Raw genomic sequence first — 19,577 nt, 5'->3', positions numbered from 1 at the left:
TGTTGTATCACTTGGATTATTCCTTGGCTCATTTCTCGCCCCCAGACCCTGGTCTGACTTCATGCTCTTTGTGGCATACGGGTTGGCAGGATATGAGATCGTTCTGGCTGCGCTGCGCAACCTGACCAGAGGACTGGTTTTTGACGAGAATTTCCTGATGACCCTGGCTACCGTCGGAGCCTTTGCCATAGGTGAATATCAGGAAGCGGTCGGTGTCATGCTGTTTTACATGATCGGGGAATATTTTCAGGATCTGGCCGTGCATCGTTCCAGAAAAAGCATCAAGGATCTCCTGGATATCCGTCCTGATTATGCCATGGTTCTGGTAGACGGAGAATTGATCCGGCGCAACCCCCTGGAAGTTGCAGTAGAGGATCTGATTGTAGTGCGCCCAGGGGAAAGAGTACCCTTGGATGGAATGGTAACCGAGGGGTATTCGCAGCTGGACACAAAAGCCCTCACCGGCGAGTCCATCCCCAGGGAAATTCAGACGGGTGACGAAATTCTCTCTGGATCCGTCAACATTACCTCGGCCCTGACCATCCGCGTGACCAGGCCATACGGAGAGTCCACTGTTTCGCGCATCATGGATCTGGTGGAGAATTCAGCTCATCAGAAAGGCAAGACCGAGAAGTTCATCACGAAGTTCGCCCGGGTCTATACACCGGCAGTCGTTCTCCTGGCCTCAGTGGTCGCTTTCCTGGTGCCGCTGATTTTATCTGAACCATTTAGCCCATGGATTCGCAAAGGTCTGATCTTCCTGGTTGTCAGCTGTCCCTGCGCGTTGGTTATCTCCATTCCTCTTGGCTTTTTCGGAGGACTGGGGCTGGCATCCCGCCATGGCATCCTGATAAAAGGATCCAACTTTCTGGAAGAACTGAAAAACCTGGATACCATCGTTCTGGACAAGACCGGAACCGTAACCAAAGGAACGTTCGAAGTAACACAGATTGAGCCGGCAGAAGGCGTCGAAGTGGATGAAGTTCTGAAACTGGCCGCCCTGGCGGAATTGGACTCACCGCATCCCATTGCTAAGTCCATTCTGGATCAGTTGGATGAAGCGCCGCAACGTTCGAGTCTGATTTCTGCCGAAGAAATCAGAGGGAAGGGACGAAAGGCCACCCTGCCGGACGGCACCATTATATGGGCCGGCAACCAGAAGTTAATGCAAGATCTGGGCATTTCCCTTGAGCCACCGGAAGGAACCATCGTCTATGTCGCACGTCAATCTGCGGGGGAGACGCAATACCTGGGATCTCTTCAGATCGAAGACGAACTGAAGCCGGATTCGAAGCAGGCGATTGCTGATCTTAAATCCATGGGTGTCAGTCACCTGGTGATGTTGTCAGGTGATAACCGGACTATCGTGAAAAAAGTAGCAGCTCAGAGCGGAATCGATGATTATCGTGCGGAACTCCTGCCGCAGGATAAGGTGACCGCTGTGGAGGAAATCACCCAGAAGCAGGGACAGGGGAAGTTTACCGCCTTTGCCGGCGATGGTCTGAATGATACGCCTGTGCTTAAAATGGCAGACATCGGAATCTCCATGGGATCCATCGGATCCAGTGCTGCCATCGAAGCCTCTGATGTCGTACTGATGGATGACTCGCTGCTGAAAATACCACTGGCCATTAACATCTCCCGACTGACTAACCGGATTGTCCTTCAGAATGTCATCCTGGCTCTCGGCATTAAACTGGCGGTAATGATTCACTCCGTCTTCTTTAATGAAAACATCTGGCTGGCCATCTTTGCCGATGTAGGCGTTGCACTCCTGGCAGTGCTTAATGCCTCCCGACTGTCCCGCATGGACCCCGCATACACCCCAACTCAGGGTACACAGATGCTGAAATCGAAGGCAGCGTGATACGAACAAAATAGATAGAACAGGATCCCGGTGTTTCCAAGCCGGGATCCTGTTTTATAGGGGGAGGAGCATATCCAGTCAGTTCAGATATCCAGTCATTTCAGATATCCAGTCATTTCAGATATCCAGTCATTTCAGATATCTCGGTACTTCAGATCAACAATCAATATCGCTTCACATATGTTTTACTTGGTGGCAACTCGATCTATCCTGATCTGATTAAGCCCCGAATAATGAATCAACACCATAACGAAACAGGATCTCTTCCCCTGATTTTGATCGGATCAGTCGGCGGTCATGAAATCAGTCAATGTTGATCCCTAATTTCAGGTAACATTGGTTTCTGGACAATGGGGTTTGCTTCCTAGTAGATAGATCAGATCAGAGTATACAATTGATTTGGATCGGATTCAAAGCATAAAAAGAAACCGGCCATTGGCCGGTTTCCGAAGAGTATGCGTTATTTTTTCGGGCGTTTCAGCGCGCTTTCATATTCAGCGGGTGAAGTGCGGATGCGGTTGGGATCCTTGAAGAAATCCTTAACCAGTTTAGCAACGACACCAGACAGAGCAATCAGGGCGATGAGGTTCGGGATGGCCATTAGACCATTGAGGGTATCGGAAATATCCCAGACGATTGTCAGGGCGCCGATGGCTCCTACGATGGTGCTGAGAACGAAGACGATGCGGTAGGGGATAATAGCCTTGGAGCCTACCAGATATTCCATACACTTTTCACCATAGTAGCACCAGCCAACGATGGTGGTGAAGGCGAACAGGAGGATTCCGAAGGTAACGATGAGGCCGCCGCCAGTAAAGCCGCTGTTGAAGGCCTGGGTGGTCAGAGCGGCGCCGGTGAAAGCTTTGCCGGTGTTGGGGTCAATTTTGTCTGCCATGCCGGAGGTCAGAATAACCAGAGCGGTCATGGAGCAGATCATGATGGTGTCAACGAAAACTTCGAATGCGCCCCAGAGGCCCTGGCGAACCGGGTGGTCCGTGGTGGCAGCGGCGTGGGCGATTGGAGCGGAGCCAAGACCGGCTTCATTGGTGAATACACCGCGGGCAACACCAAATCTCATGGCCTGCATCACTGTGTATCCAAGGAGTCCGCCGCCGGCAGCTTCAAGACTGAAAGCTCTTCCGAAAATCAGGCCAAATGCTGCGGGGATCTGCTTTGCTTCGATGACGAGGATGACAAGAGCGCCGAGGATATAGGCAGCTGCCATGAAAGGAACAATCTTTTCAGCAAACTGACCGATTCGCTTGATTCCACCGATCAGAATAACGCCCGCAGCAACTGCGATGATGATACCCATTGCCAGCTTGGGAATTCCGAAGGAGCTTTCCATCGCGGCTGCGATGGAGTTTGCCTGCGTCATGGATCCGATACCGAAAGCAGCCAAGGCTCCGAAAATGGCGAAAATGGTTGCGAGCCACTTCATGCCGAGACCGTTGGTGATGTAGTACATCGGTCCACCGGAATATTCGCCTGCTTCGTTTCTTTCACGATAGGCAATCGAGAGGGTTACTTCAGCAAATTTTGTGGTCATACCGATGATGGCGGCAAACCACATCCAGAAGACTGCTCCGGGTCCGCCGGAAGCAATGGCAGTTGCGACACCGGCGATGTTTCCGGTTCCAACAGTAGCGGCCAGAGCGGTTGAGACGGCCTGGAAGGGGGTGATTCCGCCTTCAGCAGCTGCGGTTTTGTCGAACATCTTGCCAAAGGTGTTCTTCATGACAAAGCCGAATCTGCGGTAGACGACCAGTCCAGTAACGAATACGAGAATAAGTCCTGCTCCAATCAGTAAGATCAGCATGGGGGGTCCCCAGACTATACCGTTGACCTCGCTGTTCAGTTTCATGAATGCGTCCAAACTAATTACCTCCTATTAAATAAAATGTTTACAATTAAATTATAATCAAAAATTACCCTTGATAACGCTTGATATTAACGCATTGTAAAAGTTTACCAATCTAACAGAATGGAGGGCGGCTAAAAGATGCAAAAGAGTGGTTTCGTAATAAAAACCACTCTCCGATGGAAATTTAATTATGAACAGGAATTAAATTGACAAAAATAAAACAAAAACCAGTAAAAACTGATGATTAATATTTTATCAATCTGAGAAATAGAAGGTTTGTCAATAGGTTGTATCAAATTTATTTTTTGAAATTCTGAAGATAGATCATGTTTTCCAGAATCAGCGAACCTCTCCAGTCTCTCAGGGAATCCGGGTGAACGGGTTCTTCCCCCCAGGTCCAGCTGATATTCCAGTAACCTTCCTCGGTTACGTTGTTTTCCAGGTGTGTGGTGAAGAAGTCTGCCGTTGATTGAATCGAGGGATAGTAGAGACTCCTGGGTGAATTCAGAAAGAAGGTGGGGGTAGTGATGTATTCATCTGACAGATACATGGCCTGATCCGAGGTTACTGTGCTCTGGATCAGCTGTTGCAGTCGTTGCACTACTTCCGCGGACAGAAGGTCGCCTCGAGTATCGTAAAGCATTTCGGTTGCTTTGGCAAAGTTGGCAAGCTCATGGGGGGAGGGCACAAAGTCCGCTTCCATCAGCTGTTTCAGGGCAACCCTGACAATAGTTTCAGCCTTTTCAGCTAAGCTGGTTCGATGCGATCCGGCCACCAGAATGAAAGCTGCCAGTTCGACGGTAGGATTCCAGCCCCAGAATTCGTTCTCCGGACTGTAGTGCCACCAGGGGGCGTGTGGGAAGTCATTCATTGCCGGCATCGTTGCGGCCCAGCGATCACCGGCCAGGGTAGATTCCAGATAATCCAGCAGATGTTCCACCATTTGTGCAGACATTTCGGGCAAGCCGATTTCCTGCAAAATCTGGGTTGCAGCCCAGGTTTGAATGGGGGATGAAGCGGAAGAACGAATATCAGGTTCCAGACCATGTCCAAATCCACCGTCTGGATTTTGGTAGGCCGCCAGAGCTTTCAGTACATCCTGAGCGGATCCGTCCTCAAAGTGGTAATACCAGCGAGCGACATCAAGGGCCCTTCCGTTTCGAATGAGCCAGGTTCGGATTGAGCGCAATTTAGATGATCCCATGGTTCTTTCCTCCTCCCTTTGCTGAGGCCTATGAGATCGTTGATCTCATAGGCATAGATGATCTAAGGAAACACTGATTATTTGAGGTTAACGTTTCCCAGTTCGGTCATTATGTTGTTTTTTTACTCATGGGGGCACAAAAATGCTGGATTTTAGTGCGATTTGAGCCCATTTTGTGGGCTAACCCCTAATTTTGGGCGCACTTATCCCATGCAGAATTCTTTCGTTCGTTTTGCACGAATACAATTCAACAAATTGGCGCTGGCAAACAAGATGTTGAATCTATTCAAATTTTTGCTGATCCCCCGATAGACTACTTTGGCATAACCAAAGAACCGTTTGACGATCAAAAATGGGTGCTCCACTTTGCTTCGAACGGATGATTTGCGTTGTTCAATTGCCCGGTCCCACTGGATCCCGGGATAGTTCTTATTGGTCTTGATCTTGGAAGGGCGAACATTGCTGCGAAATTCAATAGTAGATAAGTGCGGATCCTCGGTGAATTCTTTTCTTGACTCGACACCATTATAGCCGGAATCTCCGTAAGCTACTTCATCATCGGGACGAATCAGTTTGTGTGTCTCGTTTATGTCATGGACATTGGCCGCAGTCCCTGTGACTGTATGGACATACCCACTGCCGGCGCAAACTCCGGTATGAACCTTCATCCCAAAGTACCACTGATTGCCTTTCTTTGTCTGGTGCATCTCAGGGTCTCGTTCTCCCGTCTGGTTCTTGGTAGAACTGGGGGCTGCAATAATGGTGGCATCCACGATGGTGCCGCCATGCATCATTAGTCCGGCAGATTCCAAGCGTCTGGTGACATCATGAAAGATCTTCTCCCCCAAGAGATGGCTTTCCATTAAATGGCGAAAGTGAAGAAGCGTGGTTGCGTCAGGCACTTGCTGCGAGATGAAGTCCAGCCGCATGAATTTGCGCATGGCATAACTGTCATAGATGGCGTCTTCCATTGCAACATCGGAGAGGTTAAACCAATTTTGCATCAGGTACATCCGAAGCATTGTTTCAATTTCGATGGGCTTTCTGCCGCGTTTTCCCTGAGGATAGTAGGGGCGAATCATCTCGATCCAATCTTTCCAGGGAATGATAGTTTCCATAGAATCAAGAAACTCTTCTCTCTTTGTAGTCTTGCGGCGATGTGCGTATTCAAAATCACTGAGAGTCTGCTGCTTCATAAGAAAAACCTCGCTGGTAACGTAATACTTAAATTATATCGTGAGAGCGTTCCTCAGAGTTACAGAAAACAGAATTAATCAGCGTTTCCCTAAGTTTCATCGGTGATTCCATTATACGCCCATTCCGAGAGGATGGGTCCAGACGATTTCGTGGGAGACCTGCTATACTGTTAGTAAACAAGTACCACAGCAAGACGGACACGTGAGGTGAGTGCATATGGCGATCTTCAGCCGCAGCAAAAGAAAATCTCCGGTAAGGGATCTTACCATGGGAGTGGATTTGATAGGAGAAATTCTTAACCGGACCGATCAGGAAATGGCAGATATACCGCCGGTCAATATCATGCTCATTGGCAAAACCGGTGTCGGGAAATCTACTCTGATCAACGAGATTTTTCGTGAGAATCTGGCGGATACCGGGATCGGAGCTCCGGTGACGCCGCATCTATTAAAAATAACAAAAACCGGCGTACCATTGACGCTGTACGATACCAAAGGTCTGGAACTGTCTGAGGAAGCGCAGCGCATGGTTCAGCATGAAGTGGTCGGTCTGCTGAAAGAAAAAGATTTGGCAGCGGATCCGAAGGAGAAGATTCACTGCGTCTGGTTTTGCATCAGCAGCCTGTCGCGCCGGCTGGAAAAAACCGAAAGAATTTGGATCAACGCGCTGGCGTTGCAGCTGCCGGTCATCGTGGTTCTGACTCAGGCGCTGGAGGAATCCGGAACCAGGGAACTGAAGGAATACATTGAACAGGAATGCCCGCAGATACGAGCCTGTATTCCGGTCATTGCCAGAGACTATTCCATCGGACCGCATACTCTTCCGAGCTTTGGTCTGAAAGAGTTGATGCTGACCACCTTTCGAAATATTCCTGATGAATCCCAGCGGGCTTTTATCAACGCCCAGCGCGTGGACATCGATAAGAAGGCCGAACTGGCCTCGCGCTGGGCGAGACGCTTTGTCTATGAGACCTTTGCCGTTGGATTTATTCCGATTCCTTTTGCCGATGCGCCGATTATCGCCACCTCGCAGGTGACCATGATCGCCAAAATCACGGCTATATTTGGAATCTCCTACGACCGTGCTATGCTCACCTCACTGGTGGGTGCCATGGCCGGGATCGGGGGAGCAGTGGTGACCGGCAGGACTTTGACCACCAACCTCCTGAAGCTGGTACCGGGGGCCGGAACGCTGGTTACCGGAGTGATTTCAGGATCTACCGCTGCAGCCATTACGCTGACGATGTCCAAGGTCTACATCAGTGCGCTGCGCGAGGTCAGTCTGAGAGAGTACGCCGGTGAGAGGGTCCTGCCGGAAGAAATTCGCTATCTGGTGGAGACAGAGATGAGAAAGTACATGGAACGAACAAGGAAATGATTGACTGGTTCATTCGATAAAACTTAAAGGGAGCCATTCTGCCCAGGCAGGTGGCTCCCTTTGAGATAAACAGGCCGATTTCAGCGATCGAGTGAACGCTAGAGCAAATCGATGCCCTTTTGGGCCAGTTCATCGATCATGGCCTGGGGCCAGATGCTGCACTGGACTTCTCCGATATGATACTTGTGGAGCAGGAACTGACAGATCCGGGACTGGCCAATGCCGCCGCCGTAGGTCAAGGGAAGTTCTCCGGCCAGAAGCGCCTGATGGAAGGGCAGGTGGGACCGATCTTCCATTCCGCGGGCAATCAGCTGATGCGTCAAAGTGTCCGGATCTACCCGGATTCCCATGGAGGACAACTCCAGAGCATCATCCAGGATACTGTTGTAGAAAATCAGATCGCCGTTCAGGCTCCAGTCATCATAATCCGGCGCGCGGCCGTCGTGGGGCAGACCATTGGACAAAGGTGCCCCGATGCCGATAATGAAGATCGCCTTATTCTCCCGAACGAAGGCTCTTTCCCGTTCTTTGGTCGTCAGCCCGGGATAAAGATCCAGCAGTTCCTGACTGGTGATATAGGTAATTTCAGGCGGGAGCTGAGGAATCAGATGGGGATAATCGGCATGAAGCTTCTTTTCCAGATCCAGGAAGATGGAGTAAATAATATCTACCTGATGCTTGAGGTAGTCCACGGAGCGCTCATAGGGAGAGATGATTTTTTCGAAATCCCACTGGTCGACATAGATTGAATGGATTTCATCCAGCACTTCATCCCGGCGAATGGCGTTCATGTTAGTATAAAGACCTTCTCCAAAGGAAAAATCATACTTTTTGAGAGCCATGCGTTTCCACTTGGCCAGGGAATGGACGATTTCAATCTTGCCGGCCTCTTCCATGTGGCGGGCTGAAAATGCGACCGGACGCTCCACTCCGTTCAGATTGTCATTGAGCCCGGTCTGCTCCATGACAAACATGGGAGCGGATACCCGAGTCAGGTTCATGCGGGCGGCCAGTTCGTGCTCGAAATACACTTTGATTTTTTTGATGGCTTGCTGTGTCTCTTTGACGGTCATCTTTGGTTCATAACGTTCCATGGTTGATTCCTCCATTTTTTTCGTCTGGTGAGGTCGGTTCATTCTAACTCCAGAGACAATCAAAACAGCCTTTCGTCTCTGCTCATGCATCATGAACAGGGACGAAAGGCTGCTTCCGCGGTACCACCCTGATTAGTCAAATTGACTCTCTTGTCGGATACTGACATATCCTGATCTTTGATAACGGTGATCCATCCGTCAGGGGTTACTGAGTTCACCCTTGAAGCTCCGGGCTGTTACAACTTTCCGGTATCCTGGTCGCCGGACTTTCACCATCACCGGCTCGCTTTCGACTCATACCTTATGGAAAGAAGCTTCCCTTCTTTGCTGTTGGTTGAATTATAGAAAAGTTGAATATATATGTCAAGATCATGTATATGTATACATCAAAAAAATGCGAATTTAATATTTATTCAGATTCCAGACCTTCCTCTCCGGCCAGGACCTGTTCATAAAGAATGCCGTTGATGTCAAGAAGGTGCAAGGCAAAATCATCCATGCGGTAACCTACTTTATAATAGATTTTTGTAATGCCAGACTGGATAATGGCTTTGGTACAGTTCAGACAGGGGAAGTGGGTGACATAGATGGTGCAGTCTCGAACCGGAATTCCTTCCTTGGCACAATAGGAAATGCAGTTTAGTTCCGCGTGCTGGGTGGCGATGCAGTGACCGTCCCGCATGGCGTGACCGACTTCCGAACAGTGCGGTGTCTTGCGACCGACTGAACCGTTGTAGCCTGTGGCGACGATGCGGTTTTCCTTATTCACGATGATTGCGCCCACATTTGCCCGGTCGCAGGTAGAGCGTTCTGCCGCGAGACGGGCCAGATTCATGAAATAATGAGGCCAGTCCTGGCGTTCCTTCAGTTCTTTGGTGCTTTTCACATATTCATAACTCGGTTGCATGGAATCACATCCTCTGATATTTTTCTCATTATATCATGAAGACAAGGGACTTCAGCCAGCCGGAAGTTGTAACCAGACTTTAAAAATAACGAAAAATGACCGTATGTTCTTCCGCTTTTTGCTAGAATGTAGCTAATAAAGGGCTGTCTCAAAATAATTCGGGTGAGAATCTCTTGTCAAACCAATGAAATATCAGGAAGGTGAAACCATGGGAAAAAAAGAATCCGAGGACAAGAAGAAGAAGAATAAGCTAAAGAGCGATGAAAATAGAAAAGAAACCAGGAAATTGATCAGCCAGACTGTTCCCCAGGCCATTGATCCCAATGAACTCAATGGGGATGAACTGAACACCGATGAGCGATTCCAAACCGAACTGGCCCTGGACCGTCCAACGGGCAAGGAAACGGAATCAGCCCGGGAAGTGAAATCCGATATGTTTATCATATCGCCCGAGGAAAAAATCGAATCTGAATTTCCTGCGGAAATCCATGAAATTCTTGAAGTCAATGATGAGGATACCCTGGCCGAACATCTGGCTTATTTGCAGCGCCGGCTGATGGAATTGAAGGTACCGGTCATGATCATCCTGGAGGGGGCCTATGCCTCGGGCAAGGGGCGGATTACGAACGAGCTTCTCTTGGGGCTGGATGCCCGGCACACGCATTTTATCGAAACCAGACCGCCCTCGGAGGAGGATCTGAAGAAACCATTCCTGACCCGGTATCTTGAAACGCTTCCCGATTATCAGACGTTTAACATCTACTACCGGAGCTGGTACTCCATGTACAATTACTATAAAAATCGCTTGGGGGATTCATCTCATTATAAAAATCCGGAAATCCTGATCAATGAAATCAAAGCGTTCGAAAAAGGACTGGCAGACGATGGATACGTCATTATCAAGTTCAAGATAAAAATAGATCCGGAAAAGCAGAAAGACAACATTCGAAAAATGATGGAGTCGCCCCTGACCACGTGGAAGGCGCAGGAGTTTGACAAAGATAATAACGAAGTCTATGTGCGTGAAATGGAAAAAATCATGAAACTCACGGATGAACCTTACGCGCCGTGGTATATAGTCGAATACACCAAAAAGTCAGAAAGTACGATAATCGTCATGAAAAAGGTGATAGAACTGCTGGATAAACGGTTGAAGGAAGTAGAAGCCAGGCAGCCGGTTCAGCCCATGGATCGCGACGGGGATTTCACCGGTCAGACCGAAGGTCCGCTCCAGCAAGTGGATCTGTCCCTGGATTTGACGGCAACGGAATATTCTGACCAGCTGAAGGTGCTGCAGAAACAGATGCGGGAGGTTCAGCATGCCCTGTATCTGAAACGAATTCCGCTGGTGCTGGTCTTTGAAGGCTGGGATGCAGCAGGCAAGGGTGGGGCGATTCACCGGATTCTCGCCGAGCTGGATCCAACCAACTATACGGTTCATACTACAGCAGCCCCCAATGATCTGGAGAAGAACCATCATTACCTCTGGCGCTTCGCGGCGAAATTCCCCCGGGCCGGTCATATCTGGATCTGGGACAGAAGCTGGTATGGGCGAGTTATGGTGGAACGGATCGAAGGGTATGCCACTGACTTGGAATGGTCCAGGGCTTACAACGAAATCAATCATTTTGAAAAAATCCTGACCAACTATGGTGCCATCGTACTCAAATTCTTCCTTCACATTGATAAGAATACCCAGCTGGCCCGCTTTGAAGCAAGGCAGAATAATCCGGCAAAGTCCTGGAAGATTACCGATGAAGACTGGCGTAATCGGGATAAATGGGACAAATATACCGAAGCGGTCAATGACCTGATCGAAAAAACCAGTCAGCCGGAAGCCCCCTGGTATATTGTCGAAGCGAACTCCAAGAAATATGCCAGAATCAAAATCCTGAAGGAAATCATTAAGGCCTGTGATCAGCGGCTGGATAACATTGACATGAAAGATTCCATCGGACGGAAAAAGAAATAGACTCGAATCGACATGAAATCAAAAACGCAGGCCGTTCAATGGCCTGCGTTTTTTTGCAGTGGATTCTTTTTCTGGAAGAAATCCAGGGCGACGCCGAAAGAACTTCGGAATTCATGGCTGTGAAAGGAAAAATCTTCTCTGGCAAACTGGATGGTAATCTGATCGGGGAGATAAATCTCCAGCTTCGACTTGGTCAGATTCATCTCCAGTGGGGCCGGGTTTGAGGCCGAGGCGTATGAGATGGCCTTCGCCAGCTTCAGGATCAAGCCCAGTTTGCGGATCACCCGAATATCTCGCTGGGTCAGCAATCTTTTTCCCAGGTATTCCTTCAGGATGTCATCCGAGGAACCGGAAGTGGCGCTGCAGGCCGCTAACAGGATCTGTTTTTGAGACAGACCGTGTATCGGCGCATTCAGGATGCTGTAGAACGTGTTGCGGTCTCGCTGGAAAAAATTGATGTTCTTCCCGATATCATGCAGGAACGTCGTGGTCTTCATGACTTTCTTCATGTGGCGAATCTCCGGCTCAAGGGAAGACAGTTGATCGAAGAGCGGCTCTGTGATCTGCCAGAGGTCTTCACCATCATAATCCTCAGACATATGATTCTGAATGATATTGCGCAGGGAGAACTCCAAAACATCAGGGACAAACTTTCGGTTGCCCAGAAGGTATTCAAACAGGATTCCATCCCGGACACCGGCTCCAGAAACAAACAGTTTTTCGCTTCCCAGATAATCGGCCAGAGTTTCGATCAGGATCAGCGATCCGGTATAAATGTCATCACGGTCCCGGGGCAGGCCGCGAGGTCTTTGACCGGAGTGATTCTTCCAGTTGACGACCAGGCTTGCAATCTCATGCAGATCATTGCGATCCAGGGAGTAATTATGAGCGATGAACTCACCCTGACTCTTGCGCAGCCGATCTATTTTTCCGGTAGTTCGTACGGAGCCGCCGATGCCGATCAGAGGCAGGCCTTTTGCCTGAGACAGCCAGGGCAGCATCTTGAACTGATCAATCAAAAAGACTTTCAACCGTTCGATCTGCTGATCAGTAGCCTTGGCGGACAGATCGAACATCTCCATCAGGGGGATGGACCCCAGCCGAAGGCTGACTGACTCGACCAGCAGCCGATTCCTGATCAGGATCAGCTCGGTTGAGGAACCTCCGATATCGAAAGCCAGAGCGTGCTTAATATCAAGTGTGTTGACACAGCCAAGGTAATCATAATACGCCTCCTCCAGACCTGACAGGATTCGGACTTCTGTACCCAGGGCTTTGCGAGCCCGGGTGAGGAACTGATTCTGATTCTTGGCACGCCGCACCGCTTCCGTTGCCACGCAAAGAACTTCCCGTACTCCCTTGGTATGCATCGTTATCGCAAAATGTGCCAACACCTGAATTGCATAATCCATTCGCTTCTGATCCAGGTAGCCATCTGCTGACATGTCCTGCCCCAGACGGGCAGAGTGCTTGATTTGATCCGTGATCCGATATGACGTCCCCTGAATATCCAGAATGACCAGTCGGATGGAGTTGGATCCAATATCGATGATCCCTAATTTCATGGTTCTCCACATCCTCTCTGATTACTATAGTACCATTTTACAGAAGGGATGGCATACGAGAAACGGGTAAAACATTGACTGGCAAATTGGCCTGGATGGATGGCGCAGAGGAAAAGCACCATCATGTTCCAATCAATCGGAAAGCCCCTCTGCGTCAGCGGTCAGATCCTGGGATAAATGAGCAGAGACTGAGACTGAGACTGAGACCGAGACTGTAATTGAGATAGAGATAAAATTTGAAGACCGAGAAAAAACAGATTTGGAATGGATCCAAGTAACTTTCTCTTTGGAAATCCTGATGCTCACAGAAGTTTTGATAATATTCGTGAGATTCTGAGGTATTAACCCAAAATTAACAATCCATTCAAACCATAATGATAAAATGATACTAATGCAGGAGTCAGGATGGTTCCTGCTAACCAGCAAAGGAAGGGGAGCTAATGGAAGAAATTATTCTGACTCATGAAAACTACATCAACCGTGAACTTTCCTTTATGGAATTTAACCAGAGGGTTTTGGAAGAAGCGAGAGATCTGAGCAATCCGTTGTTTGAACGCTTGAAATTCGCGTCCATTGTCACTTCGAATCTGGAAGAATTCTATATGATTCGATATGGCTCTTTGTCGGATCAAATCGCCGCCGGACTGAAAAAAACGGATCCATCCGGTCTCACGCCGAAGGAACAGACCCGTGCCATCGATGACCGAACCCGAAAGCTGCTGGCCGATCTTTATAAGACATTCAATGAGGAGCTGATTCCAGCTGCCCGCAGCGTTCAGTTTCGGATTCTGCACCGTGAGGAACTCAAGCCGGAGCAACTCAGCTATTTGAACCAGCTTTATGAGGACAGCATTTTTCCAGTGTTGACTCCAATGGTCATTGATTCATCCCGGCCCTTCCCACTGATTATGAACAATACCCTCAATATCGCCTTGCATCTGCTGGATTCTGAGGGCCGCGCCTTTTTGGGAACGGTTCAGGTTCCATCGGTGCTTGACCGGTTCTATCGGATCCCCGGAGGCAAAGCCAGACAGTTCATATTACTGGAGGATATTATCAAGCTTCATTTGTCGAATCTTTTCGACGCATATCAGATTCAGGATCTTGTCTGCTACAAGGTCACAAGGAATGCGGATCTGGAATATGACGAAGATGATGCTCAGGATCTCTTGATGGTGATTAAGGAAACGTTAAAGCAAAGAAAATGGGGCAGGGTGCTGAAGCTTGAAGTGGAACACACGATTTCGGATGATCTGCTGAATATGCTGATTGACCGGTTTGAAATTGAGATGTCCAATGTCTTTCGGCTGGATGGCCCCCTGGATCTGACTTTTCTTTCAAAAATCGCGAATCTGCCAGGCCATGAGGGTTTGAAGTTTGAATCAATCCAGTCCATGCCAGTTCCTGAAATCACCTTGGCTCAGGATATCTTTAAAGCCATTGCCAAGCAGGATATTTTGATTCATCATCCCTATGAAAGCTTTGATTCAGTCATTCAGCTGGTTCGAACATCGGCAAAGGACCCGAATGTTCTGGCAATCAAGATGACGCTGTACCGGGTGTCAGGAAATTCTCCGATCGTAGAGGCCCTGGCTGAAGCTGCGGAGAACGGAAAACAGGTTACCGTACTGGTGGAATTGAAAGCCCGTTTTGATGAAGAAAACAATATCAACTGGGCACTGCGGCTGGAGAAAGCAGGCTGCCACGTGATCTACGGCATTGTTGGATTAAAGACTCACTGCAAGGCTCTTCTGATCATTCGGCGGGAGAACAACAAAATTCAGCGTTATGTCCATCTGGGAACGGGGAATTACAATGATGTGACAGCACGTCTGTACACCGACATTGGACTTCTGACGATTCGACAGGAACTCGGAGAGGATATCTCGAACATGTTCAATCGTCTGTCAGGGCAGACGCTGATAAAGACCTTGAATAAAGTGTCCATGGCTCCGGATTATATGAGAGAACGCTTTAGCGAGCTCATACGAAACGAAGCACGCCATGCCCGTCAGGGGAAAAAAGCTCGAATTATTGCCAAAATGAATTCTCTGGTGGACAAGGAGATTATCCAGGAGCTATACAAGGCATCACGAGATGGCGTAGAGATTGACCTCATTGTCCGTGGAATCTGCTGCCTTCGTCCCAATGTCAAGGGACTGTCTGAGAATATCAGAGTGAGGAGCCTCGTGGGTCGATTTCTTGAACACTCACGTATTTTCTATTTTTACGATAATGGAAAAGATAATTATTATATCTCCAGTGCTGACTGGATGGAGCGCAATCTCAACAAGCGAATTGAACTGCTCATCCCGGTAGAGGACAAAAAATGCAAGGAAAAGCTCAGGGAACTACTTTCCATAACCATGTCGGACACAGCCAAATCTAGAATCCTGTTATCAGACGGTACTTATCGCAGGGTCGAACCCAAAGGCCAACCATTCAACTCTCAGGAAGCATTTATTGAACTTTCGCGCAAGCGATTTGAAAAATTCAAAAAGAAATTAAATAAAGAAGGTGTTCAGGATGAAGATCAGTCTATGTAAACATACCAAGGATGTAGAAAAATCCGCCAAGTTTCTGGAGCGCAATCTACGTAATGTGAAAATAGAAATCAAGGGTTGCATCGGTCAATGCGATGATTGCGATAAAAAGCTGGTTGCGAAAATTGACGGCAAGGATGTTCAGGCAAAGGATGCCTATGGTTTGTTGAAAGAGATCAGAAAGTACCTGAAGAAAAAAGATAAACTGGAATTTCTGAATGAAGAAGCCATGAAGCAGACCAAGAAAGAAATGAAGGAAGCCAAAGAGGCCAAAGTGGCCAAAGACGCCAAAGAAGCCAAGGAAGATCGCAAGGCTGAAAAGGAAGAAAAGAAGAAGTCCGGCAAAGACTCGAAGGAACAACAGAACAAAGCGGATGGGGAAGAGCATGAGACTCAGACGACTGGACGTAATTCGAAACAATCGGATGAACCGGTTCAGGCGAAAATCGAAGGAAATGAGATTGTTCTGACAGTTCCGAACGAGACGTTTTCGATGGACCATATGAAGATTTCAGTTCATTTCGGCTCATTCGGTCAACAGTCTTCCACCTACGAGGTGGTTAAGACGAAAAAAACAGAGGAAGATAAATTAAATGAGAAAGAAGAAGCCAAAGTCCGGGAAAAGGCTTCGGTCATGACATTCAGTGTGCCCAATCTGCTTCCGTCGGAAGAAGAACCAGATTAGGATCGATCCGGGTGTAGGTCTCAACTTGAATAGGATTGCCTTTTGCATGGATTCAGATCCGGCTTAGTCAGGAACAGAGCTGTTTGGACTGACAGCCTGAACAATCGGAGTGTCCGAATCAATGAGCCGTACAGCTCTAAGCCGGATCATTTGTCGAGGATCCGATTCAGATCTGCCTGAAGAGATATGAACAGGAATGAATAGCCAACGTCTGATTTGGGAAAACAGACATTGGCTATTTTTGTTTGTGTTAACTTTCGGGGAGCAGTAGAAGTGGATGAGAAGGATCAGGATTTACATGCGCTAAGAAGCGGTGCAATCGACTGACTCAGGATTTACAAATCAGGGTGTTTCCGGTTCTTTTGTCAGGTCTTCAAAAATAGGTTCCAATCCGCAGGTCACTTGTTCTTTCGCCTCATCATTATGTTCCATTCTCTTGACCAGGACCCGGTACTTTTCATCATGGCCTTCACGGAACTTTTGGACTGATACCAGATTTTTGGTGTCCTGACAGTCAGCGGGAAGGTTACGGGCATGGCTGTTGGCTTCTTCGAGCGTGTCAAAAATCTTCTTGTAGATGATCATGAGGGACCCTCCTATTTGGATGGATTTGAATTGATAATCTTAGTGTAGTAGAAGGATGTGAAGAGGGTTTTAATAAATGTTGATATTTCTTTATTATTTTCCGATTGTCCTCTGGCGAATTTCGGATAACAGTTGTCCGGATAACCTGTTACGATGAAAAAAAAGTGGAGATGAAAGAATGATTCGTTTTGTACAAAGCGGAAATTTGATGCCGGATGACCCGGGAACACTGAGTGTCAGTGAGGAAAACACGGTTTTAAGACTGGAGTATGAGCTGGATTATTTAATTCAGCTTGTGAAAGAGTGGGATGCAGATCTGTTGTTTCTGGTTGCTGAAAAAATCGATCCGGATCAATTAACGGATCGGGTTAGAGCTTTGTTTCGGGATAAACTGGCACAAATACCACAAGTCCGGATTATTAGTCCGGTGGGATCGAAGGTTTCTGACGTGTTAGCAAAAAATAAAGAACAAATCCCGGAAAACATATTTCTAATGACTGAATTTGAAAGTCTGTATCTGGATGAACTCGGCCTTGCTTTGCATGGTGGATTTGTGAGGCGGGAAGGGAATTCCGATCGATTTCTTCCCAATCTGAAGCATATCCACCCACAGTGGCCTAATTTTCTGCTGCTTCCGTTGAGTGCTTCCAGTGAGTTGAATTCGGAGAATGAGAAAGAACTCAGGCGGTTTGACTATTGCACGCTCAGACCTTGGATCAATCTGGTTTCGGAGCAGGTTTCCCATACCGACGATGATGCTGACCTGGCTGCACATTGCATTTTGGGCTCTCTGATGAATGGTCAGATTCAGCTGAAAAAGGTTAAAATACCGGATTACCATTCCTGAGACCTTTCAAACAAGGCGATGGGTAATCAGTCTGATATATCGCACAGAACATTCAGTCCGTCCCAGTCGGTGACGGACCTTTTTAATGTCAACTTGCTCTGGATCGTAAAAAATGAATGAATCATGAAACAGTATAGGAATAACTGCGCCATCCCTAGGATGTTGCCGAAACTTCGTTCTCTTATGATATAATTGATTCCGGTGACTTTAGGGATTGTGGTTATCGTTTTGGAATTTCAAGTTTTTTTACAGCCGGGTTTCAGACCGGAGGGGCAGCCCTCCGAACAGATGATCTTTCATACTTTCTTATGAACGGATTCACACGGAACATTGTTTCCTTATGTCATTGGCTGCCTGAATCAAGGACTCAGATGAGGCACCAGCTGCATCAGCCGGAATAACCGGCCTATACCAACGAAGGATGGTTTGCTAAGATCGTTATGGATTATGTCGTCATCGACCTGGAATTTAATAATATGCAGGGTGTTTACCAGAACATGAAGCAGTACCTGAATCGGGAAGATACCGGAAAACGAAGGCTTTATCCCAATGAGATCATTCAGATCGGGGCAGTCCGGCTGAAGGAAAACCTGACGGAAGGGGAAGGTCTCAATCTGGTTATAAAAAACACATTTTATAAGAACTTGAACCCGCTGATCAGCCAAATGACTGGAGTTACTCAGGCCATGATGGATGAAGGTATCCGATATCCTGAGGCGATCAGCAAATTGGATCGATTCTGCAAAAATACTGTGATTGTAACCTGGGGTGTTTCGGACATATACGAAATTATTCGAAACTGCCACATGCACCAGACTCCGATCACTGTGCTTGGCCAGCGTTATCTGGATTTGCAGGCCTGGATCGGACAGAAATTGGGAGGGAATCCAACCCCCAGTCTGAAAAGCGTTATGGAAGAATTTTCAATTGAAGTCGATGATACCAGACTTCACGACGGTTATTATGATGCCCTGTCCACTGCCCGGGTTCTCCGAGCGGTTCTTGAGCGTTATGGCAGGCTGGATGGCCTGAAGAACACCCGGGTATTGTTTACCTCTGATTCGATCTTCATTACGGATATTCAGGTAAGAGATGTTCCGGATGAGGAAATCACTACAATCTGCCCCTTATGCGAAGGTCATATTGTGTATGATATTTCAATGGCTAATGAACATGGCCGAATTCGTTCGATGTATCATTGTGAGGCATGCATGAGTTCCTTCATTGAAGATATATCGGTTAAGGAAAACATGCTGGGCTATCGGAAGTTTTTCAAAAAAATTAAAAAGGTTCCCCAGGATTTCTTCCGTGCCATTATTGGTCAGCGACAGGCGAACCGCAATCGAAATTACAGGCAATAAAAAATAAAAAAAATTCCTACTCCACCCGATTTCGTGATACACTATTAGTACCAATGTACAGGAGATGTAAATGAACATCATGTTTTTTCTCACGCCGAAGCGTGAGACAGTCTTTGAATCGATGGACGCTACACTGCAGCAGGTACTGGAGCGCATGGACCATCACAGGCTGACCGCAATTCCGGTCATTGATGATCAGGGAAAGTATATCGGTACGATGACGGAAGGGGATATTCTTCGAGTCATAAAGTCTCGCCCCGACCACTCATTCAATACGGTTGCCCGCTATTCTGTCGAACAGATCCCCCGTCGAACGGTTCATAAAAGCGTGAAAGTGGATGAGACGATTGAAGACATTGTCAACCTTGCCATGACGCAGAATTTTGTGCCGGTGGTTGATGATGAAGGGATATATATTGGCATCGTTAAGCGAGCAGATATTATTGAGTACTGTTACAAGTCCATGATTGACAAGTCCAAGATTAATAAGTCCGTAAGGGCTCTTTAAT

Annotated in this window: 15 protein-coding genes; 8 read left to right on the top strand and 7 right to left on the bottom strand. The window is 47.8% G+C overall.

What is annotated here, in order from left to right:
• Nucleotides 1-70 precede the first annotated feature (70 nt).
• Nucleotides 71-1,867 carry a heavy metal translocating P-type ATPase gene (locus NQU17_06490; GenBank protein UUM13200.1) on the top strand — a complete coding sequence of 599 codons (1,797 nt, stop codon included), beginning with the start codon at nt 71-73 and terminating at the stop codon, nt 1,865-1,867.
• A 460-nt stretch (nt 1,868-2,327) separates the two neighbouring features.
• Here NQU17_06490 and NQU17_06485 read toward each other — a convergent pair whose 3' ends face one another.
• From NQU17_06485 to NQU17_06475, 3 genes are all read right to left on the bottom strand, one after another.
• Entirely contained in the window at nt 2,328-3,743 is a 1,416-nt protein-coding gene (locus NQU17_06485; GenBank protein ID UUM13199.1) for a sodium:alanine symporter family protein, read from the bottom strand.
• Nucleotides 3,744-4,029: 286 nt separating this feature from the next.
• A complete protein-coding gene (locus NQU17_06480) occupies nt 4,030-4,935 on the bottom strand; it encodes a hypothetical protein (protein ID UUM13198.1) in 906 nt (301 codons plus the stop codon).
• A 203-nt stretch (nt 4,936-5,138) separates the two neighbouring features.
• A complete protein-coding gene (locus NQU17_06475; protein ID UUM13197.1) occupies nt 5,139-6,131 on the bottom strand; it encodes an IS5 family transposase in 993 nt (330 codons plus the stop codon).
• Between the two features lie 217 nt (nt 6,132-6,348).
• On the opposite strand from NQU17_06475, the gene NQU17_06470 reads away from it, so the two are divergent.
• The gene (locus tag NQU17_06470; GenBank protein ID UUM13196.1) at nt 6,349-7,509 is read left to right on the top strand and encodes a 50S ribosome-binding GTPase; all 1,161 of its coding nucleotides are present in this window, start codon (nt 6,349-6,351) and stop codon (nt 7,507-7,509) included.
• Nucleotides 7,510-7,607: 98 nt separating this feature from the next.
• Here NQU17_06470 and asnA read toward each other — a convergent pair whose 3' ends face one another.
• Nucleotides 7,608-8,618, bottom strand: coding sequence for an aspartate--ammonia ligase (gene asnA, locus NQU17_06465; GenBank protein ID UUM13476.1), 1,011 nt, complete (start codon nt 8,616-8,618; stop codon nt 7,608-7,610).
• Between the two features lie 394 nt (nt 8,619-9,012).
• Nucleotides 9,013-9,510, bottom strand: coding sequence for a cytidine/deoxycytidylate deaminase family protein (locus NQU17_06460; protein UUM13195.1), 498 nt, complete (start codon nt 9,508-9,510; stop codon nt 9,013-9,015).
• Nucleotides 9,511-9,718: 208 nt separating this feature from the next.
• On the opposite strand from NQU17_06460, the gene NQU17_06455 reads away from it, so the two are divergent.
• Nucleotides 9,719-11,482, top strand: a complete 1,764-nt coding sequence (locus NQU17_06455) for a phosphate--AMP phosphotransferase (protein UUM13194.1) — start codon at nt 9,719-9,721, stop codon at nt 11,480-11,482.
• Between the two features lie 35 nt (nt 11,483-11,517).
• Here the strand turns inward: NQU17_06455 and NQU17_06450 are convergent, their stop codons facing one another.
• Nucleotides 11,518-13,047, bottom strand: coding sequence for a Ppx/GppA family phosphatase (locus NQU17_06450; protein UUM13193.1), 1,530 nt, complete (start codon nt 13,045-13,047; stop codon nt 11,518-11,520).
• 440 nt (nt 13,048-13,487) lie between these two features.
• Between NQU17_06450 and NQU17_06445 the strand changes: the two genes are divergently transcribed.
• On the top strand, nt 13,488-15,593 hold the full coding sequence (locus NQU17_06445; GenBank protein UUM13192.1) for an RNA degradosome polyphosphate kinase: 2,106 nt from the start codon (nt 13,488-13,490) through the stop codon (nt 15,591-15,593).
• The gene (locus NQU17_06440; GenBank protein ID UUM13191.1) at nt 15,574-16,275 is read left to right on the top strand and encodes a YuzB family protein; all 702 of its coding nucleotides are present in this window, start codon (nt 15,574-15,576) and stop codon (nt 16,273-16,275) included. Before NQU17_06445 ends, NQU17_06440 begins: the two co-directional genes overlap by 20 nt.
• Nucleotides 16,276-16,617: 342 nt before the next feature.
• On the opposite strand, the gene NQU17_06435 is transcribed toward NQU17_06440, so the two are convergent.
• On the bottom strand, nt 16,618-16,860 hold the full coding sequence (locus tag NQU17_06435) for a hypothetical protein (protein UUM13190.1): 243 nt from the start codon (nt 16,858-16,860) through the stop codon (nt 16,618-16,620).
• Nucleotides 16,861-17,038: 178 nt separating this feature from the next.
• On the opposite strand from NQU17_06435, the gene NQU17_06430 reads away from it, so the two are divergent.
• The 3 genes from NQU17_06430 (at nt 17,039) to NQU17_06420 (ending at nt 19,576) form a co-directional block, all read left to right on the top strand.
• Nucleotides 17,039-17,707 (top strand): hypothetical protein, encoded by a 669-nt coding sequence (locus tag NQU17_06430; protein UUM13189.1) that lies wholly within the window; start codon nt 17,039-17,041, stop codon nt 17,705-17,707.
• A gap of 440 nt (nt 17,708-18,147) precedes the next feature.
• Nucleotides 18,148-19,068: an exonuclease domain-containing protein gene (locus tag NQU17_06425; GenBank protein UUM13188.1), complete on the top strand. Its 921-nt coding sequence runs from the start codon at nt 18,148-18,150 to the stop codon at nt 19,066-19,068.
• A 70-nt stretch (nt 19,069-19,138) separates the two neighbouring features.
• On the top strand, nt 19,139-19,576 hold the full coding sequence (locus NQU17_06420) for a CBS domain-containing protein (protein UUM13187.1): 438 nt from the start codon (nt 19,139-19,141) through the stop codon (nt 19,574-19,576).
• Nucleotide 19,577: the final 1 nt, after the last annotated feature.

The sequence above is a fragment of the Clostridiaceae bacterium HFYG-1003 genome (genome assembly GCA_024579835.1).
Lineage (GTDB): Bacteria > Bacillota > Clostridia > Clostridiales > Clostridiaceae > JG1575.
The sequence above is the reverse complement of the archived record's forward strand: the minus strand, read 5'-3'. Positions and strand labels throughout refer to the sequence as shown.

What these genes read in the sequence shown, in the direction of transcription:
- NQU17_06480 (UUM13198.1), bottom strand. Translation starts at nt 4,935, where the DNA reads ATGGGATCATCTAAATTGCGCTCAATCCGAACCTGGCTCATTCGAAAC.
- NQU17_06475 (UUM13197.1), bottom strand. Translation starts at nt 6,131, where the DNA reads ATGAAGCAGCAGACTCTCAGTGATTTTGAATACGCACATCGCCGCAAG.
- NQU17_06470 (UUM13196.1), top strand. Translation starts at nt 6,349, where the DNA reads ATGGCGATCTTCAGCCGCAGCAAAAGAAAATCTCCGGTAAGGGATCTT.
- asnA (UUM13476.1), bottom strand. Translation starts at nt 8,618, where the DNA reads ATGGAGGAATCAACCATGGAACGTTATGAACCAAAGATGACCGTCAAA.
- NQU17_06460 (UUM13195.1), bottom strand. Translation starts at nt 9,510, where the DNA reads ATGCAACCGAGTTATGAATATGTGAAAAGCACCAAAGAACTGAAGGAA.
- NQU17_06455 (UUM13194.1), top strand. Translation starts at nt 9,719, where the DNA reads ATGGGAAAAAAAGAATCCGAGGACAAGAAGAAGAAGAATAAGCTAAAG.
- NQU17_06450 (UUM13193.1), bottom strand. Translation starts at nt 13,047, where the DNA reads ATGAAATTAGGGATCATCGATATTGGATCCAACTCCATCCGACTGGTC.
- NQU17_06445 (UUM13192.1), top strand. Translation starts at nt 13,488, where the DNA reads ATGGAAGAAATTATTCTGACTCATGAAAACTACATCAACCGTGAACTT.
- NQU17_06440 (UUM13191.1), top strand. Translation starts at nt 15,574, where the DNA reads ATGAAGATCAGTCTATGTAAACATACCAAGGATGTAGAAAAATCCGCC.
- NQU17_06435 (UUM13190.1), bottom strand. Translation starts at nt 16,860, where the DNA reads ATGATCATCTACAAGAAGATTTTTGACACGCTCGAAGAAGCCAACAGC.
- NQU17_06430 (UUM13189.1), top strand. Translation starts at nt 17,039, where the DNA reads ATGATTCGTTTTGTACAAAGCGGAAATTTGATGCCGGATGACCCGGGA.
- NQU17_06425 (UUM13188.1), top strand. Translation starts at nt 18,148, where the DNA reads ATGGATTATGTCGTCATCGACCTGGAATTTAATAATATGCAGGGTGTT.
- NQU17_06420 (UUM13187.1), top strand. Translation starts at nt 19,139, where the DNA reads ATGAACATCATGTTTTTTCTCACGCCGAAGCGTGAGACAGTCTTTGAA.